This window comes from Geminocystis sp. CENA526 (genome assembly GCF_050753365.1).
Classification (GTDB): domain Bacteria; phylum Cyanobacteriota; class Cyanobacteriia; order Cyanobacteriales; family Cyanobacteriaceae; genus Geminocystis.
Genome location: NZ_JBLZFY010000006.1, coordinates 1 through 24,064 on the forward strand (window position 1 = coordinate 1; position 24,064 = coordinate 24,064).

Below are 24,064 nucleotides of genomic sequence, written 5' to 3' on the forward strand. Positions count from 1 at the left end.
AATAAAAATAGTCTGTTAAATACTTCTTCATCTATCAAAAGGATTAATCACAATGATTTTATTCTCTCACAACTTGCCTCCTTAATATAACAAACAATCTCTTTAGAGTACTATTGTGATTCGCTAGGTATTTCAAAAACAAATTCTGAAAGACTACTGTTGTGACTCGCTAGGTATTATACAGAATAGAATCTCCAGTAGCCTGAGAGGGTTAACATCACCCGCTTCGCAATAAATTGACGAAGCTAACAGCGAAAATCTGCTAAAGCGATTTCATAAATATTGTTTCTTAAACTTCAATATATTAGCAATATGTTGTTGTCTATTCAATTTACTCGCTTTAGCCGACTTATGCTATTAGCCAAGAAATAAATTTCATTGTTATTTACGACATATTACCTAAATGTTTGTCAATTTCTCCTCCTCTCTCTTTGAATATCTAACTAAATTTATTACCTAAAACCAATCACTACCATGAATCAATTACAGCAAGAAACTTTTAATTCTAATTTCTCCGATGAGATTAGATTTTTACAAAATAATGTCACTGCTAATCCCCAAGATTTGACAGCAAAATTGAGTTTAGCTACGGCATTAGAACAAGAAAAATTTTATCACGAAGCGATCGAAGTCTATCAATCTATTATTGCTCAAGATACCGACAAAGTTTTTGCGGATACTGCCAATAAAGCCATTGAGGATATTACTAAAAAATATTTACTCTCAGAAGATACTAACAGTGAAAATTTAAAGGAGGAGAAAGACACTACTATTTCTCTTCAAAATATTAATTTATTGCAAAAATTTAAAGACTTGCCTATAGTCTATAAACAATTTATTGCTTTATTAATTGCCAGTTTGGTTTCTACCTTCGGAGTTGTTATTGCAGGAAAGTTAATTGCTGATAGTTTAGGTAGAAGTGAATTAAAAAATAGGGCTATTTCTGAATTGAATATCATCTCGATCGACTATAATGCTAACCTAGAAAATATCACGTCAGGATTTAGAGGAAAAGCGGATAATATTGCCATTATTCAAACAGCACAAAGTTATAAAAATGAGGGAAAAATTGAACCCAATTTAAAAAACACAGTAAGGACAATTTTAAATAACGAAATTGAGGCTAGGGGGATTGAATACGCTACTTTAGTGGGATTAAACGGACGCATTATTGTTAATGCCAATCAAGATAGATTTGGACAAAGTTTTATTCTTGAAAACTTAGTAAGTAGAGTGATTAAGTCAAGGGAAGTATTAGAAACTAATGTGATTATTCCTCAAAAAGAAATCATTGCCGAAAACCCTAGTTTTGCTGAAAAAATTGAAGGTGAAAATGTCTTAATGAATATAACTTTAACTCCTGTTAATGATTTTCAATCATCTCAAATGATAGCAGTATTAATGGCAGGGGAATTAGTTAATGATAATAGTCTATTATTGCAGGATATTATGTCAGCTATGGGGGGCGGTTATAGTGCAATTTATATGTTTAAAGATAAAACCTTTCATCTCGTTACTTCAATTTTTCAACCTGTCGATAGTGAAGAATTTACAACTAATATACCTTTACCCGATACGAGTCTTTTAGAAGAAATAAGTAAAGAGGATAATGACATAGTTACGGGAAGAATGTTGATAGAAAATAAATGGCATACTATTGCTATTAAAACTCTCCCTGATTCTGATGGAGACAACATTGCTTTTTTAGTGAGAGGTACTCCTGAAGCTAATCTACAACAAATTTTTAATCGCAGTGTTTCTTATCAAATTATTGTCGGCTTTTTAAGTTTAATTATAGCTTTAATTTTAGCTAGTTATTTCAGTAAAATTCTCACTCAACCCATCGAAAAATTACAACTTTTGGCAGAAAAAATTGGTAGGGGCGATCGAAATGTAAGGGCTAAAGTTACATCTAAAGATGAAGTAGGAAAATTAGCACAAACTTTCAATGCTATGGCAGAAAAAATTGATACCTATACTCAGGAAATGGAAGCTATCGCTCAAGAAAGGGAGAAAGAAGCCCAAATTCAGCGACAACAAAGAGAAAACTTACAAGAAAACGTAATTAACCTTCTTTTAGACATCGAAAAAGCCAGTAAAGGAAATTTAAGTATTCAAGCGGAAGTGGTATCTGGAGAAGTAGGTTCGATCGCCGATGCTTTTAATGCTACCATGAGGAGTTTAGAAGGGTTAGTCAAGCAAGTCATCACCTCCACCAACCAACTTAACGACACCGCCGTCAGTAATCGAGAATCCGTTAATTACCTTGCTCAAAATTCCTACAAGCAAGACAACTCTATTCAGATTATCACCGCTTCCGTGCAGGAAATCACCAGTTCGATCGAGCAAATCAGTGAATCAGCGCAAAACGCCGCCGTCATTGCCAGTAAATCTCGTTTCACTGCGCAAGAAGGGGAAAGCATCATCGAAGACACCGTTAACAATATTTATCAAATTCGTCATACGGTAGCTGATACCGCAAAAAAAGCGAAAAGACTAGCCGATTCTTCCCAAGAAATATCCAAAATCGTCCATATTATCTCAGGAATCTCCGAAAAAACTAACCTCCTTGCCTTTAACGCTTCTATCGAAGCCGCACGGGCAGGAGAAAACGGACAAGGTTTCCGAGTTGTTGCTGACGAGGTACGAAGATTAGCAGAACAGGTTACATTTTCTACCCAAGAAATCGAGCAATTAGTAGAAGGTATCCAAGACGAAACCAGCGAAATGATGACGATAATGGAGCAAAGTACGACACAAGTAGTGATAGGAACTAAATTAGTGCAAAATACAAAAGAGACATTGAAAAAACTATCAGAAATAAGTAATGAAATTGACACTCTTTTACAGTCTATTTCAGAAAGTACAGTCAATCAAAAATTAATCTCTCAGAAAGTAAATAAAAAAATGGAAGAAGTCGCCATTGTCACCAAAGAAATTGCCAAAGAATCAAACACTGTTTCTCAATCATTGCAGGAATTAGTAACCGTTGCGATGGAAATGCAGAAATCCGCCTCTCGCTTCCAAGTCAGCCAATAAGGAATTAAGAATTAAGAATTAAGAATTAAGAATTAAGAATCAAGAATTAAGAATGAGAAATTAAAAATTAAGAAACAAGAAGTAATGAAGAATAACGTAGGGGTTTAATATATTAAACCCACCCCCCACCAAAAAATCACAAATACTAATTAACTCCTTCTCTTCCCCTTCCTCCTCTTTCTCCCTTCCTCCCCTTCCTCCCCCTATCCACTCACTTTCAATGATTAATTATGTTAGATGCCGTTAGTTTAGCCGCTATTGCCGAAGAAGCCAGAATTTGTTTCTTAGAAGAAGATGCTCCAGAATATTTAGATACTTTAACCAAAGGTATTGATGACTTAAAACTTTCCTTTCAACAAGATAAAAATAATCAAAAATTAGAGTTTTTATACAAAGAATTAGGAAGGGCAGCCCATTCCATAAAAGGAGGGGCGGGGATGGCGGAAATGCACACTGTCAGTAAGTTAGCCCATAAAGTAGAGGATATTTTTGAGGCTTTACAGCAGGATAGAATTAGCGATTTTGAGACGACTTTTCAGTTATTAACTTTATCGATCGAAAGTTTAGAAAATTTAGTAAATTTAGAAAAGACTGGCTCAATTTCTGATGATAATAGTGATGAGTTAATGGGAATTTTAGATGAGTTTTTAACTAATTTAAACCCCCAAGACGAGGTTATCGATATTGGTTTTGCCGATGATAGTTTTATTACTATGGCTTTAACTCAAGATTTATCTGCTTGTATTGATAGGGTTAAAGAAACTCTTGATAATCCCTCTTTAGCTACTGATGATAATATTACTAATAGTCTCAATATTTTACTGGAAGAATGTCAATTATTAGGTCAGGCTTTAAATTGTGATTGGTTAGTGCAACTTACCACAGTTATTCGCAGTTTACAGCAAAATAATCAGGATTCGATCGAACATTTTATCCGAAGATCGATCGAAGAAATCGAAAGTCATCAGAAACAATTTTTAGAAGGGAATAAAACACCGACTTTTTCTAGCTATTTTCAAAGAGAAACCCCCGAAAAAAATTTAGTTAACAAGAAAACAGAAGATAAAAAAATAGAAACCCTGAAAACACAGACACAGGAAATAACATCATCTTCCGTTAATAGTAGAAACTTAAGAATCCCCCTTGACAAAATTACCAACTTAAGCAACGTAGTCGGGCAACTTTTAACAAACTATGAAAGTTTAAAACTGTATGAAAATCAATTAAAACAGGCAAGTATTAACTTAAAGAAAAAGACAAAATCTCTTGCCCCTGTTAAAGAACAAATCGAATCAATGTATGATCAATTAACTATTACTCAAACTAACCTTTTAAATAATAACCTCAAAGAGATAAAAAAAGACTTAGCAGAATTTGACAGTCTTGAATTTGATGAATATAATCAAGTCCATACAGCATTGCAAAACTTGACAGAATTAATTATTCAAGTCCAAGAAGTAAGGGAAGATTTCGACTTAGTTAATCGAGATTTTCAGGAAACTTTAATTGAGATGCAAAAGTCTTTAAATATTTTAGATCAAGAATTAAGAAAAGTGCGTCTTGTGCCGTTTATTAGTTTGGCGGGAAGTTTTATTAAGCCTTTAGAAAAATTGTGTAAAACTTATGATAAATCTGTCGAATTAGTTATAGAAGGAAAAGATATATTAATAGATCAAAATATCATTGAGATTTTGAGAACACCCTTTAATCATCTTATCAGAAATGCCTTTGATCATGGTATAGAATCGACAGAAATAAGGCAAAAACAAGGTAAATCTTTACCTGCTATCATTAAATTAACTGCCAAAATAGAAGGAAATAGCGTTATTTTAACCATACAAGATGATGGAGGAGGAATCGATATAAATAAGGTATATGAAAAAGCCTCCTCTCTCGGTTTATTCCCTAGTAATGTATTTTTTAATGACTTAACCAAAGAAGAAATTTTGAGGACAATTTTTTCACCCGGATTCTCTACTGCTTCTCAAGTAACTGACTTATCAGGGAGAGGTATGGGAATGGATATTGTGAAAGCAGAAATTGAAAAATTAAGGGGTACAATTCAGGTTGATACTAATATTAATAAAGGTACAGAATTTAAACTCAAAATACCTTTAGGCTTAAATGTTATCTCTCTTTTATTAGTAAAAATTTCTCAACAGGTTATTGCTATTCCTTCAGAAAATGTTTTGCGAGTAATTTCCCTTGCTTCTGAGAAAATTAAGGATAATCAACTACTATGGAAAGGTGTAAAAATTCCCGTTTACAACCTATCTCAAATTCTCCCCTATAATCAACTTTATAAAATGGATATTTCTCAAGGTTATATCGGCTTATTATTAAACATTGCAGGAGAAAAAATAATTATGAGAGTGGATGCTATTGTGGAAGAAAAACCCCTCGTGGCTAAAAGTTTTGATGATACTGTGGCTATTCCTCCCTACATTGGCGGTGGCACTGTCTTAGGAAATGGTAAATTTGTACCTATTCTGATTCCCGATTATCTCACTCCCCTTTTGACAACTCAACACCGTCAAAAAATAGATACAACTATGGCGAAAGACAAAATCTCTGTCATGGTGATTGATGATTCTGTAACTGTCAGACGCAGTTTAAATCGTATTTTGACTCAAGTTGGTTATGATGTCACCCAATGCCGTGATGGGAAAGACGCATGGAATACGTTGCAGAGTAGTACCCTTTCTTTTAATATTGCTATCTGTGATTTGGAGATGCCGGGGGTTGATGGTTATAAGTTTTTACAAATGGTAAGGGCTTCCCAACATTGGCAACATCTCCCTATTATTATCCTCACTTCACGGGATAATGATTTACACCGTCAAAAAGCCTTCGATTTAGGCGCTAATGGTTATATGACGAAGCCTTTTAATCCTCTTAAAATTATAGATTCGATCGAGCAGTTAATTAACTAAGACTGACGCACCTCTAACGACATTCTGTCATTCCGAGAGTAGCGAAGGAATCTCAATCCCTTGATTTTTGGTACAAGTGCGTAACTTCTATTAACAATTAAAATTCTCCTTTCCATACTTTATCTCTATGGAGTTCGATCGAAATTTTTATTGATTTACCTTATTTTTTTAACACATTTTTCAAAATTATATATTACACAATCTCTAAAACCTTTTATTTTAGGGATTTTTTTATATCTAAATCTCTTTCTATCATAAAAATATCCTTTTACTTCCCTATCGATCGATGTCTATTCATTCTATAGATAAAATAACGATGACTTACCATTGCCAGAAAAATAAATTGAAAATGTATTGAAAATATTTTGACTTTAGGTTAAGATACTGTTTAATAAAAATCTAAAAACGATAAAGATGAAAAAAAGAAGAAAGTTTCTAAGCGGATTGATCATTGGGTTAACCATGACTGGTATCATAAGTGGCTGTGGTAATAGTCAAAATCAAACGGAAACTCCTACTAATAATAATCAGGCGACAGCTAATCAAGAAGTAAAACTCACCTTAGTCTCTTATGCTGTAACTCAAAGTGCCTACGAAAAAATTATTCCTCAATTTGCGGAAGAATGGAAGAATAAAACAGGGCAAACGGTGGTAGTAGAACAAAGTTACGGTGGTTCAGGTTCGCAAACAAGAGCAGTTATTGACGGATTAGAGGCGGATGTGGTGGCGTTGGCTTTATCGGCGGATACCCTCAAAATTCAACAGGCTGGATTAATCGATGCGGGGTGGGAAAAAGAAGCACCTCATAATGGCATTGTAACTCGATCGGTAGTGGCTTTGGTTAGTAGGGAAGGGGGGAAACAAGCACAAACATGGGCAGATTTAGCGAATCCTGATATTAAAGTTATCACCGCTAATCCTAAGACTTCTGGGGGTGCGAGATGGAACTTTTTAGTATTATGGGGTGCGATTACCCAATCAGGAGGAGATGCCACCAAAGCGGAGGAATTTGTCACCAATGTTTATCGAAATGTGCCAGTTTTGCCGAAAGATGCAAGGGAAGCAACAGACGTATTTTATAAACAAAGACAAGGAGATATATTAATGAACTACGAAAATGAAATTCTCTTAGCGAAGTTGAAAGGTGAAAATCAGCCTTACGTTATTCCTACTGATTATAACATTTCGATCGAAGGACCCGTTGCCGTTGTCGATAAATATGTGGATAAACGAGGCACAAGGGAAGTAGCCGAAGCCTTTGTGCAATTTTTATACACTCCCGAAGCTCAAAGAGCCTTTGCAGAAGTAGGTTTTCGCCCTGTGGATGAGACGGTATTTGAAGAATTTAACGAGCAATATCCCAAAGTCGATAATTTATTTACCGTAGAGGCTTTTGGCGGTTGGGATCAAGTACAAAAAGACTTCTTTGATGATGGTACAGTGTTCGATCGAATTTTTGCCAATCTTCGCAAATAATAAACCTTAAAAATAATCAGAATTATGAACACACAATTAATTGATAAGCCAGAAAAAATTATCAAAATATCCTTACATATTCCGCCAAAATATTTACAAAAACCAATTATATTTGATCTCGCATCCCAATATAATTTGGAAGTAAATATTACCTCCGCTTTATTAGGAGAGGAAGGAGATAGAGATGGTTGGTTTAACCTACTTTTAAAAGGCACAGAAGACAGCATAAAAGAGGGAATTAAATACTTATTAGATTTAGGTATTGAAGTGTGGGAAAGCGATCAAAAAGGGCAAAAACCTTTCAATCAATGGGATTTTGAAGGATGGTTATTAGAAGGTTAATTTAACTTCCTCAATTTATGGCAACTAACATACATTTAATGGATTCACAAATGATCTCGCAAAGAAATAAATTTCATTGCTAATAGCATAACTCTACTAAAGTGAGTTAGATAAATATCAACAATATCTAGTTTTTTAAACAAAAAATATTTTTAGTTGCTTTAGCTTACTTTAGCTGTAAGCCTTGTCAATTTATTGCAAGGCGGATTATTAGGAAAATATTAAACTTTTTATATTTATTAATATGACTAATTTATTTTATGAGCCTCCTCTTGAGGTGGACACAAATCAAATATCAAAAATATTATCAAAAATTTCGATTCCTTGGACAATTACCATCGGTTATTTAACTATTATTTTAATAGTTCCCATGGTAGCTTTAATCTTAAAATCTTCTACTTTAGGATTTACTAATTTTTGGGAAATTGCTACTTCTGATGTTGCTGTATCCGCCTATCAAGTAACCTTTATTACCGCTCTTTTTGCGGGTTTTATTAATGGTTTAATGGGTACATTATTAGCATGGGTATTAGTTAGATACGACTTTCCAGGGCGTAAAATTTTTGATGCCATGATTGATATTCCTTTCGCTTTACCAACGGCGGTGGCTGGTTTAGTATTAGCTACCGTTTATAGTCGCAATGGTTGGATTGGGCAGTTTTTCACTCCTTTTGACATCCAAATCGCCTTTTCTCGTCTAGGGGTATTCGTGGCAATGCTATTTATCTCCTTGCCTTTTGTCGTGCGCACTTTGCAACCCGTTTTACAGGAAATGGAAAAGGAAACCGAAGAAGCGGCTTGGGCTTTAGGTGCGACAGATTGGCAAACTTTTCGCCACGTCATTTTACCGCCCCTAATCCCTCCTATTTTAACGGGAGTGGCTTTGGGTTTTTCCAGAGCTGTAGGAGAGTATGGTTCGATCGTAGTTATTGCCTCTAACATCCCCTTTCAAGACTTAATCGCCCCTGTATTAGTGTTTCAACGACTAGAAGAATACGACTATGTAGGGGCAACAGTAATCGGTACGGTGTTGCTGTTAGTTTCATTGATACTTTTGCTTTTAATTAACTTCTTGCAAAAATGGGGAAATAGCTATGCAAAAAATTAAATCCGTAGAAATATGGCTAATTATTGTCGCTTTGGTTTATTTAGCCTTAATCTTAATCATTCCAGCCGTTTCGGTATTTTATGAGGCTTTCCATAAGGGAGTACAACCCTTTTTAGAGGCTTTGCAACAAAGAGAATTTATCGTAGCCGTACAATTAACGGTAGTTATCGCCTTAATTGCTGTGCCGTTGAATACGATATTTGGTTTGTGTGCAGCGTGGGTAATTGCTAGAAATAATTTTCGTGGCAAAACATTTTTAGTCAGTTTAATTGACTTACCTTTCTCCATCTCTCCAGTGGTAGCAGGGTTGATGATTGTCTTGTTATACGGGCGTAACGGTTGGTTTTTTCCTTTATTGCAATATTTTGACGTTAAAATTATTTTTGCTTTACCCGGCATGACATTAGCGACAATTTTTGTAACATTTCCTTTTGTGGCAAGGGAAGTTATCCCCGTATTAGAGGAAGTGGGAACTGAGCAAGAACAATCGGCACGGACTTTAGGGGCGAATGACTGGCAAGTATTTTGGCGTGTGACATTGCCAAGTATTCGTTGGGGCTTACTCTATGGGGTATTACTTACTAACGCTCGTGCTATGGGAGAATTTGGGGCGGTGGCGGTAGTGTCTGGTAGTATTATCGGACAAACCGCAACCTTACCAATTTTTGTAGAATTAGCCTATAAAAACTACCAAACGGAAGCGGCATTTAGTGCGGCGGTGGTTTTGGGTTTATTAGGTGCTTTAACTTTGATTTTCAAGGAAATTCTCGAAAGAAAGACGAAAATCAAGGACGTTTAACTCTCTATGTCATTGCGAGGCACGAAGCAATCTTATATATTTTCTTTTTTTTCGACTCTATACTCTGACTGATTTAATCAATTAAGTCTATGAGGAGATTCCTTCGCTATCGCTCGGAATGACAATTCATGTTTAAAAATTGAAAGTTATTTATAAAATAATAAAAAGGTAAAAAAATGAGTATTATTGTTGATAATGTATCTAAAAATTTCGGTTCTTTCCAAGCTCTAAAAGATATTAATTTGGAAGTAAAACCTAATACTTTAGTGGCTTTATTAGGTCCTTCAGGTTCTGGTAAATCAACTCTTTTAAGGACGATCGCAGGGTTAGAAACTCCCGATGATGGTAAAATTATTATCAATGGAAAAGACACAACAAAAGTAGATATTCGTAAGAGAAATATTGGTTTTGTTTTCCAACATTATGCTTTATTTAAACACTTAACTATTAGAGAAAATATTGCTTTTGGTTTAAGAATTCGTAAGTCTTCCGAAGCCCATATTAAGGAAAGAGTTTCGGAATTACTAGATTTAATTCAATTAGAAGGTTTAGGTAATCGTTACCCCTCTCAGCTATCAGGTGGGCAACGGCAAAGGGTAGCCTTAGCGAGAGCATTAGCAGTACAACCCGAAGTGTTACTTTTAGATGAACCTTTTGGAGCGTTGGATGCCAAAGTGCGTAAGGAGTTAAGGGCATGGTTAAGACGATTACACGATGATGTTCATATTACCAGCGTATTTGTAACCCATGATCAAGAGGAGGCGATGGAAGTAGCGGATGAAATTGTGGTTATGAGTCATGGTAAAATCGAGCAAATCGGCACACCCGCTCAAATTTACGATAATCCTGCTTCTCCTTTTGTGATGAAGTTTATCGGGGAAGTCAATATCTTACCCAGTCATGCACCTTTGTTTACAAATAATCATCATTCTAGTGATGAGGTTTTTGTGCGTCCCCATGAATTAGAGATATTACTCGAAGATGATGGTAATAGTAGTCGTGCGGTGGTTAAACGTATTATTCACTTAGGTTGGGAAATCCAAGCAGAGTTACTAATTGATAATTGGGAGTTGACGGCACATTTGAATCGAGAAAAGTTCGATCGATTAGGCTTACGTCATAATCAAACTGTATATATTAAACCTAGTCGTGTTAAGAGTTTCCCCAATACTTCTGTAGCAGTTTAATTTTCCCAAGAAGGGGAAATGATGATGAATTTTTCAGTTCGATCGACATTCATTCTTCGGTAAAATAAAGAAAGTGTCACTATAGGAAAATACTGTGAATCAGGTTTTTATTGCCATTTTGGAGGGAATTACTGCCTTTGTAGCCACCAATATTGATGATTTATTAATTTTATTAATTTTTTTTGGTCAAGTTAAAGAAGAAAAAATCGCCAAAAATCATGTCATTATTGGGACTTATTTAGGTTTAATAATTCTAATTTTATTAAGTTTAGTTGGTTATTTTGGAGGCTTAATTATCTCCTCAAAATGGATTGGTTTATTAGGTATTTTACCTATTATTATCGGCATTCAACAATTGTTTAATAATGACAGTGACGAAACCGAATTACAAACCATCAGTAGCGAATATGTGCAACCTAAACACGATCGAGCTATTTTAAATTTTTTCTATCAACTTTTACATCCTCAAACCTATAAGGTTGCTCTGATTACTTTTGCCAACGGTGGTGATAATATCGGGGTTTATGTGCCTTTATTTGCAGGTAGTAATTTACTGAGTTTATTAATTATTATCGCTGTCTTTTTAATTTTAAAAGGAGTCTGGTGTTATCTGGCTTATCGCTTAATTAATAATCAAAAATTTGCTCATGTAATTACTAACTATTGTCAGCAATTTGTCCCGTATATTTTAATTGCATTAGGCTTATTCATCTTCTGGAAAAATGGTACTTTTACCTTGATTAATTTTTAGCATTTTATCTCTACTCTCAGTTTGAAAAATAACAATAATATAACAATCATATATTTTGTAAGGGGTGAATAGTGTTCAACCCCTATTTTTTTTATAAACCTTGATTTTATAGTAAGATTTCTTTGAAAATGTATTGAAAAAAAAATGAGATTTTGTTATAATTCTTTTAACAAAGAATGTAAATTGTTTTTAAAAATAAATACTTTATTGAAGGGATGAAAAATAAAACAATTGCGACATTCAATCACAATATTTTGTACTATTTAAAGAGGGTTTATTCATGTTTCGTAGAAAAAGTCTTGGTTTAATTGCTGCAGGTTTAGCAGGTTTGTCCACATCGGTTTTACTTCCCGATACTATTGCTAATGCCCAAAAACCTAAACCTGTTGAACTCACCCTTGTTTCTTATGCAGTAACACAAGGAGCTTACTCGAAAATCATTCCTCAATTCGCAGCAGATTGGAAGAAAAAAACTGGGCAAGATGTTGTGTTCAAACAAAGTTACGCAGGTTCAGGCACTCAAACCCGTGCAGTTATTGATGGTTTAGAAGCGGATATAGTAGCCTTAGCTTTAGCAGGAGATACTAAAAAAATTGAAGAAGCAGGATTGATTAAACCGGGTTGGGAAAAAAGAGCCCCTAATAATGCGATCGTAACTAAATCAGTAGTGGCTTTTATTACTCGTCCGGGTAAACCTCAAATTAAGTCATGGAGTGAATTAGCAGATCCTAAAATTAAAGTAATTACCGCTAACCCCAAAACCTCTGGAGGTGCAAAATGGAACTTTTTAGGACTTTGGGCATCCGTTACAGCCAAAGGTGGTACAGAAGCTCAAGCTAAAACTTTTGTTGATAAAGTATATAATTCCGTTCCCGTATTACCTAAGGATGCGAGGGAGGCCACAGACGTATTTATTAAACAAGGGCAAGGAGATGTATTATTGAACTATGAAAATGAGGCAATTTTAGCCCGACAAAAAGGAGCAAAAGACCCTTATTTTGTACCCACAGATGTTAACATTTCGATCGATAATCCTATCGCTGTAGTTGATAAAGTAGTTGATAAAAGAGGTACGAGAAAAGTGGCAGAAGCATTTGTTGCCTATACTTTTACTCCTCAAGCTCAAAGAGAGTATGCTAAAGTTGGTTTTCGTCCTGTTAATGCTCAAGTTACCAACGAATTTGCTAAACAATATCCTAAAATCAATAAGTTAGTTACTATTAATGATTTTGGAGGTTGGACTAACATTGATAATAAGTTTTTTAAAGATAACGGCATCTTTGATCAAATTATTAAGCGTAAATAAATTGCTTTAAATTTTGTATAATTAATAATAGACATTTAACAATTAAATACAAATTTTTTTAATAATTATTTAAGATGAATTTACAGAATTTAATTACTTGGAACAAGTTAAAAAATGGTTTTCTTTTTGTCTTTGGTTTTTTGCTTTCTCCTTTATGTTGGTGGAATGATTTAATTTTTAATTTACCTATTGCTTACGGTTTTGGTAAACTTATTAGTCTTTTTTCTGCTGATTTATTAATTCCTGCTAGTATTGTGGGTTATTGGTTATCGAATATTGTGGGCATAATTTTAATGCAGTTAGGTGCAGTTAATTTTATCAAGGATAAATCTGAGGAAGAATCCAATTTAAGTAAAAATATTTGGGTGGGAATCGGTACTTCTACTGCTTTTACTATTGTTGCCGTTATTTTATGGCAAAATAATTTATTAGATTTTGCTTTACCATCATTTTTAACAGGTTCAATTTTGTAAAAATATGAGTGAATTAACTGTTAATAAATATCTTGAAAAAACTTATCAAAGATTTAAACGGCATCATCAATTAATTCTTTGGGCTGTACTTTTACCATTGGTAACTTTTTCTATTTTAACTTTTAATATTTTATCCTTAGAAGACAGTGGTTTTTCTTGGGATATTAGTTTATTATTAACGATTCATCAAACTTTTAGAGAATCTTTCTATAGTTTGGCTTCTTTTTCAACAAATTTGGGCGGTTTTAAAGTTATTTTATTATTTCTCAGTCCTATTATTTTATTACTTTTTTCCCAAACTAAAAGAAGGTTATTAACCTATTTAATTGTTACTATTTTTAGCAGTGCCATCGTTAATCTTATCATTAAAATTATCATTCATCGATCGCGCCCTCAATTGTGGCAATCTGATTATCCTTTCCCCTCTGATTTTTCTTTTCCTAGTGGGCACGCTATGGGAAGTATCACTTTAGCTTTAGCTCTTTTAGTGGTATTTTGGGGCAGTCGTTATCAATTCTTACTATGGATTTTAGCAGGAATTTATGTCGGTTCGATCGCTTGGACTCGTTTATATTTAGGGGTACACTTCCCTAGTGATATAATTGGAGGTTGGTTATTAGGAATTGCATGGACTGCTTTAATGACATTCTTATTTAATTTACCACAATCAAACAAAAATACTAATTAAAATTTATGGGGAAAAAGAAATTTTTATCTAAACCCATTAACCTAGTTTTTCTCTCTATTATTTTCTTGATTTTATTTAACCCCTTTTTGATTGTTAATGCTGGTGAAAGGGGTGTTTTAATGCGTTTTGGAGAGGTACAAGAACAGGTTTTAGGGGAGGGAATACATTTTACTATTCCTTTTATTAATACAGTGAAAAAGTTAAGTGTTAGGATTCAAAAACAAGATATTCGAGCGGAAGCATCCACGAAAGATTTACAAGATGTTTTTAACGAAATTGCCCTTAATTGGCACTTAAAGCCCGATCAAGTTAACTATATTTATCAACAAATTGGCACGGAAAAAGACATTATTGATAATATTATTAATCCTTCGATCGAGGAGATTGTTAAGGCAGTTTTAGCGAGATATACTGCCGAAGAAATTATTATCAAAAGAGAAGAATTAAAGTCAGAAATTGATACTTTATTAACAGAAAAACTAAGCAAATATAATTTAGAAATTGACGATATTTCCCTTGTTCACATTGAATTTTCTCCTTTATTTAGTCAAGCTGTAGAAGCGAAACAAATTGCAGAACAAGAAGCAAAAAAAGCAGGTTTTCAAGTGATAAAAGCCCAAAAAACTGCCCAAGTAAACGTTAATTTAGCCAAAGGTGACGCAGAAGCCCATCGTATTTTACAAGAGTCTTTAACCCCTGAAATTCTCCAGTATCAAAGTATTAAACAATGGAATGGTAATTTACCTTTAATTATGGGAAAAGATGATGTGAGATTTTTAAATTTGGATTTGGATGATTTACAAAAGTTAAACAAACAAAAATAATAATAGAAGTTACGCACTTATACCAAAAATTAAGGGGTTGAGATTCCTTCGCTACTCTCGGAATGACAGAATTAGAATAATGACAGCTTGAATATACTTTATGTTATTACTGTTTTTAATTACCAAAGAAATCATCCCTTCATAATTTCTGTTTACATATCCCCGCATCATACAACGTCTTTCAAGCTCCTTGCCCCAAATCGATGAACTGCACGATAACCAATACGCACTACCCAAGGTTGGGCATCGGGTAATCTATTATATAGTTGTCTAGTTGCACTTATTGTGTCTGTGGCAATCTCAAATTCGCCAGTTTGAATATCAATAGCGACAATCTTGCCGTAATTATCTTTTTCTATGTGTTGACGTAGTTTATTTTCATAGATTTCGTCTCCGAGTCGAGCAAATTCTTCTTTATCGTAGAGGGGATGTTTCATTTGAATTAACCATGTGCCATTGAGAAGGATCAATATTATCTTAACTCAAAGAGACGATCGAACTTAAAGCCGTTACTACAAACTTAGGAAAGAAATAATTTATAGGATTCGTTATCAATAATAATGCGCAATCCTAACCACATCAGCACAAAGGGAAATAGTTTACTAGCATAACGACTCAAAACTACTGCTATACCGGGTTGTCGAGTTAGGTTATAGGATAAAAATAGCCATGTGCAAATAAAAACATAACAAACGAGAATTATTATTATCAGACTTGGGAAACTGCTATTAGCAAAAAGAGGAATATAAATCCCCAAATTATTACCACCGTTAGAAATTGTCACCGCCGAGACTTGATAGGTTTGTTTATCCCTCAATACTTGTCTTAAAGATAAACGACGGGATTCAAAACCCTTAAATTTAGCATTTTTTCGTTGATTGATGGATATATCTATTTCTGTGTCGTCTCGATTTAGTAAAATTTCCCGTAGGTTATTTAAGCCAATCAAAATAGGTAGAATGCCTAATAAACCAATAATATTGGATTGCACCACTAAGCCAATGACAAAACCAATTAAACTCACCCCTACTAACACCGAAAAACCGATTAACTCTCCTACAATAATATGTTTCGGTCGAAAAGTACGATTTACTTTACTGAAAAAACCCGTTAAATAAATGTTATCGTCAAAAGTAGTGGCGATCGCTGTAGCGAAGGCTATTTTTAAGGTTGCCAATAACCAATCCATTATCAATAATTTCCTTTCTCGATTTTGCTAAACAAGGTGATGGGGTGACAATAAAATCCCTTATTTTATATTGAGATTTATTTTCAATTCAATTATAATGAAAATGTGATAAATATTCAAATTATCTTTATTTTTTTCTGAAACCGTATTGTTATGATTCTTCTTTCTGGGCTAGGGGTGAAAAAATATTATTGTAGTCTGTCTAAAAAAAGTCGATCGATCTTATTCATGGGCTTAGGATTGCTGTTGAGTGTGGGAATAGGATTGATTAACTCTGAAGTAATATTAGCTCAAAGTACTTCTTCCAATAATTTTACCCTCCCAGAAAACACTAATCGCCGTATTTGGGAAACCGTAGGCTTGTTTATCGGTGGTATTCTCTTTGCTATATTGCTCGATCGAATATTCTATAAACGCTCTAATGGTGACACGAATATTTACGCCAAAAAAGAAGCCAAAAAATTGAAACACCTTAAAATCGGCTATCCCGAAGGCATGATTAATTTGGAAACCTTGAAACAACAAGGCTACCTTGAAAGATACTTTGAACCTTTAGGCGTTACTGTTACTTGGTCAAGTTTTCTTTCCGCCTCCTCCTTAATTGAAGCCCTTAGTAACGGTTCGATCGACTTTTGTGGTGGGGGAGGTACAGCCAGTATTTTTTCCCAAGCCGCTGAACATTGTTTTGTGAGAGTGGCACGAGACAAATATACTATTGCCAAAGGACAAGCTATTTTAGTACCAGAAGATTCCCCCATTCAAACTTTAGCAGATTTAAAAGGAAAAAAAATCGCCTTCGATCAAGGTTCAAGTGCGCACTACATTATCATTCGAGCCTTAGAAAAAGTAGGATTACAATATAGTGATATTGAGGCAATCTATCTCACCCAACCCGAAGCCTTGCCCCTATTTAGACGGGGAGAAATCGATGCCTGGGTAGTATGGGTTCCTTACACCTTAACCGAGATGCGTAGTGCTTACCCCGGACGATGTATCGCAGATTTAGAAACGGTTTTCGGCGATCGAGCTTCTATTGAAGTACCTACTTTATATTATGCTATTCCCGAATTAGTGCGAGACTATCCCGACATCCTAAAAATTATTTTAGAAGAAGTCAACGAAGCAGGGGCATGGGCGAAAAAACAGGAATTAGAAACCGCCCAAAGATTAGTCAATCATCACCAACTCGATCCGATTATTTTAACGGAATTACAACAAAGAAGCATCGAAAGAGCCATAATTCCCTTAGACGAACCAACCCTCAAAGCCTTGCAACATCAGGCAAATATCTTTCGAGACTTAAAACTAATACCTGAGCGCATTAACGTCAGAGATGGCACTTATAGCCTTATTACCAAGCAAAATTGGACTTACTGGTAAAGCAAATCGGTTGAAGTTGAATAATAATTAGGTAAGTAAAATTAATTCTGAATTTGATTTACTCTAAGCCTTTGATAACAAGGGGTTTAAACTCCTTGCTCTATATAATTATGCACGAGAACTTATTCAACTGGTACAGGGTTTATTGCTTCATAAAATTTATATAGAAATAAGAGAACAAAACTATGACATGGACAGACTTTACCGTCAGAATTACCATTGCTTTTTTACTAGGTTCAATGTTGGGTTTTGAACGTCAATGGCGACAAAGAATGGCCGGATTACGCACCAGTACTTTAGTAGCGACTGGATCGGCTTTGTTCGTAACTCTCTCTGTATTAACTCCTAATGATGCTAGTCCCACCCGTATAGCGGCGCAAGTGGTATCCGGTATTGGATTTTTAGCAGGAGGAGTAATTCTGCGGGAAGGTTTAACCGTTAAGGGATTAAATACGGCGGCAACTATTTGGTGTGCTTCCGCCATTGGTACTTTGGCAGGAGGAGGTTTTATTTATCAAGCCTTTTTCGGTGCGATCGCAGTATTAATCTCTAATACAGTTTTAAGACCGATCGCCCATCGTATCAACGCCCAATCCTTACAAGGTACAGAAAGACAGTTAGGCTATCAATTTTCTCTTATCTGCCAAAGAAAGCAAGAGATTCATGTTCGGGCTTTGTTGTTACAGTCTCTCAATGCCAGTAATATAACTCTGAGATCATTACATAGTGAAGATTATGATCATAATCCAGAAAAAGTCAATGTAGAAGCTGAAATGATCACTCAAATCAGAGATGATCAACTTTTAGAGCAGATTGCGAGTCGTCTAAGTTTACAAAAAGGGGTAATATCCGTAAGTTGGCGTATTTTAGAAGAAGAATTTGGTTGATACAAATGAGATTTTATTTTTTTTTGCAAATTAATTTAAAATGTTTTAAGATTAAAATTGATTGTTACTGAGTGTTTTCCTTAGACATTAGGTAGAAAATATTTACATTGGCTCGTAGTGAGGACTTTAGTTCTTATTATCTGAGCAATATCGTCTCTCATAAAAAAATTGAACCCTGTGAGGGTTGAATAATATTTAACCCTTACGACTAAAGCTAAGACAAAAAAATAAAATGGAGTAATCAAAAAGATGATAAAACGCCGTCATGTATTGCTTGGTTTGGCTGGATTAGGTAGTCAGTTAGTTCTTCCTGCCGTTGCACAACAAAGACCGAAAAAAGTAGAGTTAACCCTTGTTAGTTACGCAGTAGCGAAGCCCGTATTTGCTAAATTAATTCCAGAATTTCAAAAAGAATGGAAGGCAAAAACAGGGCAAGATGTGGTTTTTAAAGAATCCTACGGTGCATCAGCCGCCCAAACTAGAGCAGTGTTAGGGGGATTAGAAGCCGATATTTTAGCTCAAAATTTACAAGAATTTATTACTCCTCTGGTAGAGAAAAAACTGGTAAGGGCTAATTGGAGTCAACGTTTACCCAATGGTGCAAGTCCAGCTAGTACCGTGATGGTATTAATCACTCGCCCCGGTAATCCGAAAAATATCAAAACATGGAAAGATTTAACCCGTCCTGATGTGAGTATTGTCGCCATCAACCCTAAAACATCGGGTAATGCTCGTTGGGGTGCATTGGCAGGTTATGGAGCGATTCTCAAAACCGAGGGGGAAGCGGAAGCTAATAAATACTTTTTTGCCTTCGTGAAAAATATCAAGAATTTAGTTAACTCAGGTAGGGAAGCAACGGATACTTTTATCAAAAATCGTATCGGAGATGTAGTTATTAATTTTGAAAATGAAATTATTGTTACTAATGATGCTATTCCCAGAGACTTCCCCTATGTTGCTCCTTCTCCTAATTTAAGAGTCGATTTTCCCGTCACTGTTATCGATGCCATTGTGGATAAACGAGGTACACGTCAAGTAGCTGAAGCCTTCACTCAGTTTTTATTTACTCCTAAAGCTCAAACAATTTACGCACAAGCAGGGTATCGCCCCATTAATGAGCAAGTTAGAAAAGCTAACGAAAAAGACTTTTTGAAGGTGGCAAAAATTTTTAATATTAATGATTTCGGAGGCTGGAGTGCTGTTAACCAAAGATTGTTTAATGATGGTACGTTATTCGATCGAGCATTACAAGCAGCTAAATAATCAATAATGATCATCAATTTCATTACTAGGTTACAATCCCTAATTCGTTATCAACTTTTTTTGAGAGGATTAGTTTTTATCTATGTTGGCTTAATTATTATTTTGCCTTTGAGTGCTTTATTCTGGAAAGTTACTCAACAACCATTACCCGAACTTTTCCCCTTAATTACCTCTAACATTGCCGTTGATGCTTATAAATTAACTTTTGGTAGTGCCTTATTAGCGGCTTTTATTAATAGTATATTTGGCATAATTTTGGCTTGGATTTTAGTCCGTTATGACTTTCCGGCCAAAAAATTTGCTGATGGATTAATTGATATTCCTTTAGCGATGCCGGGTGTAGTAGTGGGTATTACTTTAATGTCTCTTTATTCTCCGGGGGGAGTTATCGGTGGATTATTTGAACCTGAGAGTTTTTTGGGACAATTTTTACAACAATTCGGCATTGAAGAAGTTAATTTAACCGCTTCCTTAATCGGTATTTTGTTAGCTCAAATTTTTGTTACTCTCCCTTTTGTAGTAAGAACGGTTCAACCTGTACTAGCACAGTTCGATCGAGAAGTAGAAGAATCCGCCATCATTTTAGGGGCAAATTCGTGGCAACGTTTTTGGAAAGTAATTTTTCCTCAGATATTACCAGCAGTGTTAACGGGTTTTAGCCTTGCCTTAGCTAGAGGTATAGGAGAATTTGGGGTTGTGTTTCTCATTTCTGGCAATATTCCCAATGAAACCTTAATGGCAACGGTTTATATCTATCAACGTTTAGAACAATTTGACTTTGCTGGGGCTACCGCAGTGGCGATCGTCTTACTGATTCTTGCTCTATTACTTCTTGTTATTGCGGGAATGTTACAAAAGTGGAGTAATCGTTATAATCACAATTCACTAGAAATTTTTTAACACAAAAATTATTGTTTTTGTAATTTATTTGTAGTTAATTTTGAACTTCCTCTTGTGTAGGTGGGCAATGCAGGACTGTTTCATTTAAAAAATTTGGGTTAGGGCAAAGTAATGAGTAATGACTAATAAGTAATGAGTTTTGATAATTTACTATCAAAAATTGATTATTTCAAGATTTATTATTATTACTTGAAATTTGAAGGTAAAAAATCCCCCTAATACCCCAATACCCTAATACCCTAACACTTTTTCAGAAGATACTTTGAAACAGCCCTGAGGTGGGCAATGTTTCCCCTACAAAATGTTTAAATTTGTCTCAATTTAATTGAAATAACTATTTAAAGGGCTAAAACCCTGTACACGCATAATATATTATGCCCCTACGAACCTATATTGATATTTTTATGTCTGTGGTAAAACAAAAATCATTGAATTGGGAACAATATCTACTAATTACTATCGGTTTAGGTTTTTTAGGATTAGTAGTATTATTGCCACTGCTAAATATATTCTACGAAGCATTTAGGGAAGGTATCCAAAGTTATTGGCAAGGAATTACCAGCCCACAAGCTCGACACGCCATCATGTTAAGCCTTATTATTACAGCAATAGCCGTTCCTCTCAATACCATTTTTGGTTTAGTAGCGGCTTGGGTATTAGCAAGACAAAACTTTCAAGGGAAACAACTACTATTGGGAATCATTGATTTACCCTTAACTATCTCTCCCGTCATCATTGGCTTAATGTTCGTCTTATTATTCAATCCCCTCGATAGTGTTTTTAAGTCTTTGGTGGTAGGGTTAAATCTCAAAATCCTTTTTGCTTTACCTAGTATGATTTTAGTAACTACCACTATCACAGTTCCTTTTGTTGTCAGAGAGGTTTTACCAGCCCTCGAAAATTTGGAAGTAGATCAAGAAGAAAGTGCTATTATCTTAGGGGCTTCCCCTTGGCAAGTTTTCTGGAGAGTCATTTTACCTAATATTAACTGGGCTGTATTTTATGGTGTTGTTTTATGTACTGCAAGAGCTTTAGGGGAATTTGGGGCGGTGGCGGTGGTATCGGGCAAGATTATCGGCACAACTAATACTTTAACTTTACATATCGAGGAAACTTATAGTAATTATGAAAGTATAGCCGCTTTTGGTGGGGCTTCTTTACTTGCTTTAGTTACTCTATTGACAATCGTCTGTCAAGAAATTTTACGTCGTTTTTATCGGTACTAAGAAGGTTTAAAATATTCTCGCAAAGACGCAAAGGCGCAAAGAGGCTAAATATAGGTATTGCCCATCAACTACTAATAAAAATACTTATTCTGGGTAAGTTCTATAGCTTTGCTAAATGAGTAAATGATTTAGGATTGCTATCGTTATTTTTCATGGCGCCAATATTGATCTGCATAACGAAAGCCTAAATCAAGGATATAGCCGATCGCACCTATAATCAAAATGACGGCTAATAATTCAGAATAGGCAAGTCGATCTCGGGTATCAAGAATATAGTAACCTAAACCAGCCCGAACTCCTAACATCTCCGCAGGTACTAACACAATCCAAATAATACCAATAGCTAACCGTAAACCTGTAAAAAGATGAGATAAAATAGCAGGAAAAATAATTTTCGTTAAGGTTTCCCAACGATTAGCACACAAACTACGGGATAATAACAACCAACGTTTATCGATAGAAGCTACACCTGCCGAAGCATTGAGCATTAAAGGCCAAATTGCCGCTACAGTTAAGAGAAAATAGACAGGAAAATCCCCGATACCAAAAATCATAACTGCTATAGGCATCCACGATAAAGGGGAAATCATCCGCAAAAATTGAAATAAAACCGAAGTTGCCTGATCTAATAATTTGGAAACACCAATTAAAATTCCTAAAGGGATACCGATAATTGTCGCTAAAATTAAACCGACAAAAACTCGTCTTAAACTATCAATAATATGGGGAAAAATATTTCCCGAAATGATTAATTTTGTCAAAGAAGATAGGGTTTCTTCAGGAGAAAATTGATTTAAAATTTGACTAGAATGCCATAAAGCAGAAGTAAAAATCCACCAAATAAAAGCACTAATTATAATACCCCATAAAGAGATTGGAATTTTTCTAACTAAAAGAATTAAGGAATTAACGATTGATTTTTGTCTTATTTGTGCTGTCATTTTTGATTTTCATTATGCCTTCAAGGATTGATCAAAGGGCTAAAGCCCTCACTACATACTTTTAAACAGCAAAGTTTTCTTCTCTGGTCAGGGATTCAGGGATGTTAAAGGCTTGAACTCCTCCTGCTTGTTCGATCGCCTTTTTCACAAAAGTATCATCTACTAAATCCGTAGCGACAAATTTCGGATCTAAATCTTGCAAAAATGTTACTTCCCCTTCCACTTGAGTATCTTTCAACAAAGTGACAAGGTTTTCCGTATAGGAAGGAAAAGGATAGGGTTGAAAATCAATGCGTTGACTTTCCCAATCTAAATGTTTAATTGCCCCTTCTTTAGCGTAAAATTGAGGATCAAATCCCGTTAAAACTTTCTGTAAAACCGCTTCGGGATGAGGAGTATATTTACCATTTTCTGTAGCTAGAATTTTGGCAACTTCTCCTCGATTTTGACGCATCCATGATTGACTCTTGACGATCGAGCTTACCACCCCTTGAGTCCAATCAGGACGATTATTAATATCATCCTCATGGAGAAATACCACACAACAAGCATGATTTTTCCACACATCCCCCGTTAAACGGAGTAATTTACCAGTGTTTTTAGTTTCGGCGGCGGCGTTAAAAGGTTCAGCAACGATGTAACCAGCGATGCTTTTATTAGCTAAAGCGGACACCATTTCAGGAGGAGGCATAACTACTAACCCCACTTCATCAGGTTTTAATTTAACATCTCCCGATTTTGTCACAACTTTTAAATTAGCCTGTTTTAACAGTTGTTGTAAAACTAGATTATGGATAGAATACCAAAAAGGAACGGCGATCGTCTTACCGCCTAAGTCTTGCACTGTATTGATTTCAGGCAAAACCGTCAAGGCTGAACCGTCAAGGTGATTCCATGCCACAATTTTACCCGGAAATTTTTGTCCGTAACGTAGCCACACAGTAATAGGGCTTAATAAGTGTACTACGTTAATTTGTTTTGCTAAAAAAGCTTCCACAATGGAAGCCCAAGAGCGAAATAAAACTGGTTCTTCTGTGGTTAATCCTTGAGTCTCGTACTCCTTCCTAGCGTGGGCGATAAGTAAGGGAGATGCGTCTAAAATGGGCAAATAACCGATTTTTACGGGTTGATCTAAACCTCCCCCCGTGCTAGGTGTAGTGGTTGTATTTTCTTCAGGAGGTGGAGGATTTGGATTCTCACGAGTACAACCATTGACGGCAAGACTTAAACCAGCCGAAGCGGTAAAAAGAGAGGTTAGTTTGAGAAAGTCTCGGCGATTGATGCCACAGCAGTTACAAATTTGATTAATCATATTTATATATAGTTGTTAAAGTTCGTAGTTAGGGCTTTAG

Annotated in this window: 21 protein-coding genes; 17 read left to right on the forward strand and 4 right to left on the reverse strand. The window is 35.2% G+C overall.

What is annotated here, in order from left to right; genetic code table 11:
* Positions 1 to 474: 474 nt before the first annotated feature.
* The 12 genes from ACN4EE_RS03195 (at position 475) to ACN4EE_RS03250 (ending at position 14,926) form a co-directional block, all read left to right on the forward strand.
* Positions 475 to 3,039, forward strand: coding sequence for a methyl-accepting chemotaxis protein (locus tag ACN4EE_RS03195; protein WP_431704953.1), 2,565 nt, complete (start codon positions 475 to 477; stop codon positions 3,037 to 3,039).
* A 230-nt stretch (positions 3,040 to 3,269) separates the two neighbouring features.
* Positions 3,270 to 5,972: a hybrid sensor histidine kinase/response regulator gene (locus ACN4EE_RS03200; RefSeq protein WP_431704954.1), complete on the forward strand. Its 2,703-nt coding sequence runs from the start codon at positions 3,270 to 3,272 to the stop codon at positions 5,970 to 5,972.
* Between the two features lie 414 nt (positions 5,973 to 6,386).
* Positions 6,387 to 7,448 (forward strand): sulfate ABC transporter substrate-binding protein, encoded by a 1,062-nt coding sequence (locus ACN4EE_RS03205; RefSeq protein ID WP_431704955.1) that lies wholly within the window; start codon positions 6,387 to 6,389, stop codon positions 7,446 to 7,448.
* 24 nt (positions 7,449 to 7,472) lie between these two features.
* The gene (locus tag ACN4EE_RS03210; RefSeq protein WP_431704956.1) at positions 7,473 to 7,790 is read left to right on the forward strand and encodes an NIL domain-containing protein; all 318 of its coding nucleotides are present in this window, start codon (positions 7,473 to 7,475) and stop codon (positions 7,788 to 7,790) included.
* Between the two features lie 244 nt (positions 7,791 to 8,034).
* Positions 8,035 to 8,898, forward strand: a complete 864-nt coding sequence (gene cysT, locus ACN4EE_RS03215) for a sulfate ABC transporter permease subunit CysT (protein ID WP_431704957.1) — start codon at positions 8,035 to 8,037, stop codon at positions 8,896 to 8,898.
* Positions 8,885 to 9,697, forward strand: a complete 813-nt coding sequence (gene cysW, locus ACN4EE_RS03220; RefSeq protein WP_431704958.1) for a sulfate ABC transporter permease subunit CysW — start codon at positions 8,885 to 8,887, stop codon at positions 9,695 to 9,697. The genes cysT (ACN4EE_RS03215) and cysW (ACN4EE_RS03220) overlap by 14 nt, the downstream gene beginning before the upstream one ends.
* 176 nt (positions 9,698 to 9,873) lie before the next feature.
* Positions 9,874 to 10,884: a sulfate/molybdate ABC transporter ATP-binding protein gene (locus ACN4EE_RS03225; protein WP_431704959.1), complete on the forward strand. Its 1,011-nt coding sequence runs from the start codon at positions 9,874 to 9,876 to the stop codon at positions 10,882 to 10,884.
* Positions 10,885 to 10,978: 94 nt separating this feature from the next.
* Positions 10,979 to 11,635 carry a cadmium resistance transporter gene (locus ACN4EE_RS03230; protein ID WP_431704960.1) on the forward strand — a complete coding sequence of 219 codons (657 nt, stop codon included), beginning with the start codon at positions 10,979 to 10,981 and terminating at the stop codon, positions 11,633 to 11,635.
* 280 nt (positions 11,636 to 11,915) lie between these two features.
* On the forward strand, positions 11,916 to 12,941 hold the full coding sequence (locus ACN4EE_RS03235) for a sulfate ABC transporter substrate-binding protein (RefSeq protein WP_431704961.1): 1,026 nt from the start codon (positions 11,916 to 11,918) through the stop codon (positions 12,939 to 12,941).
* A 74-nt stretch (positions 12,942 to 13,015) separates the two neighbouring features.
* Positions 13,016 to 13,414, forward strand: a complete 399-nt coding sequence (locus ACN4EE_RS03240; RefSeq protein ID WP_431704962.1) for a hypothetical protein — start codon at positions 13,016 to 13,018, stop codon at positions 13,412 to 13,414.
* 4 nt (positions 13,415 to 13,418) lie between these two features.
* The gene (locus tag ACN4EE_RS03245) at positions 13,419 to 14,102 is read left to right on the forward strand and encodes a phosphatase PAP2 family protein (RefSeq protein ID WP_431704963.1); all 684 of its coding nucleotides are present in this window, start codon (positions 13,419 to 13,421) and stop codon (positions 14,100 to 14,102) included.
* A 5-nt stretch (positions 14,103 to 14,107) separates the two neighbouring features.
* Positions 14,108 to 14,926 carry a prohibitin family protein gene (locus ACN4EE_RS03250; protein WP_431704964.1) on the forward strand — a complete coding sequence of 273 codons (819 nt, stop codon included), beginning with the start codon at positions 14,108 to 14,110 and terminating at the stop codon, positions 14,924 to 14,926.
* A gap of 167 nt (positions 14,927 to 15,093) precedes the next feature.
* Here the strand turns inward: ACN4EE_RS03250 and ACN4EE_RS03255 are convergent, their stop codons facing one another.
* Both ACN4EE_RS03255 and ACN4EE_RS03260 read right to left on the reverse strand, forming a co-directional pair.
* A complete protein-coding gene (locus ACN4EE_RS03255) occupies positions 15,094 to 15,369 on the reverse strand; it encodes a hypothetical protein (RefSeq protein WP_431705021.1) in 276 nt (91 codons plus the stop codon).
* Positions 15,370 to 15,446: 77 nt separating this feature from the next.
* The gene (locus ACN4EE_RS03260; RefSeq protein ID WP_431704965.1) at positions 15,447 to 16,115 is read right to left on the reverse strand and encodes a cadmium resistance transporter; all 669 of its coding nucleotides are present in this window, start codon (positions 16,113 to 16,115) and stop codon (positions 15,447 to 15,449) included.
* A 153-nt stretch (positions 16,116 to 16,268) separates the two neighbouring features.
* On the opposite strand from ACN4EE_RS03260, the gene ACN4EE_RS03265 reads away from it, so the two are divergent.
* The 5 genes from ACN4EE_RS03265 to cysW (ACN4EE_RS03285) all read left to right on the forward strand — a co-directional run bounded on the left by ACN4EE_RS03265 (position 16,269) and on the right by cysW (ACN4EE_RS03285) (position 21,771).
* The gene (locus ACN4EE_RS03265; RefSeq protein WP_431704966.1) at positions 16,269 to 17,495 is read left to right on the forward strand and encodes an ABC transporter substrate-binding protein; all 1,227 of its coding nucleotides are present in this window, start codon (positions 16,269 to 16,271) and stop codon (positions 17,493 to 17,495) included.
* Positions 17,496 to 17,680: 185 nt separating this feature from the next.
* Entirely contained in the window at positions 17,681 to 18,382 is a 702-nt protein-coding gene (locus ACN4EE_RS03270) for an MgtC/SapB family protein (RefSeq protein WP_431704967.1), read from the forward strand.
* A gap of 249 nt (positions 18,383 to 18,631) precedes the next feature.
* Complete coding sequence (locus ACN4EE_RS03275; RefSeq protein ID WP_431704968.1) at positions 18,632 to 19,645, forward strand: sulfate ABC transporter substrate-binding protein; 1,014 nt, start codon at positions 18,632 to 18,634, stop codon at positions 19,643 to 19,645.
* A 6-nt stretch (positions 19,646 to 19,651) separates the two neighbouring features.
* Positions 19,652 to 20,545, forward strand: a complete 894-nt coding sequence (gene cysT, locus ACN4EE_RS03280; RefSeq protein WP_431704969.1) for a sulfate ABC transporter permease subunit CysT — start codon at positions 19,652 to 19,654, stop codon at positions 20,543 to 20,545.
* A gap of 374 nt (positions 20,546 to 20,919) precedes the next feature.
* Positions 20,920 to 21,771, forward strand: coding sequence for a sulfate ABC transporter permease subunit CysW (gene cysW, locus ACN4EE_RS03285; RefSeq protein WP_431704970.1), 852 nt, complete (start codon positions 20,920 to 20,922; stop codon positions 21,769 to 21,771).
* A gap of 143 nt (positions 21,772 to 21,914) precedes the next feature.
* Here the strand turns inward: cysW (ACN4EE_RS03285) and ACN4EE_RS03290 are convergent, their stop codons facing one another.
* Together ACN4EE_RS03290 and ACN4EE_RS03295 are read right to left on the reverse strand one after the other, a co-directional pair.
* Positions 21,915 to 22,712, reverse strand: a complete 798-nt coding sequence (locus ACN4EE_RS03290; RefSeq protein ID WP_431704971.1) for an ABC transporter permease — start codon at positions 22,710 to 22,712, stop codon at positions 21,915 to 21,917.
* A gap of 61 nt (positions 22,713 to 22,773) precedes the next feature.
* Positions 22,774 to 24,024 (reverse strand): ABC transporter substrate-binding protein, encoded by a 1,251-nt coding sequence (locus ACN4EE_RS03295; protein WP_431704972.1) that lies wholly within the window; start codon positions 24,022 to 24,024, stop codon positions 22,774 to 22,776.
* Positions 24,025 to 24,064: the final 40 nt, after the last annotated feature.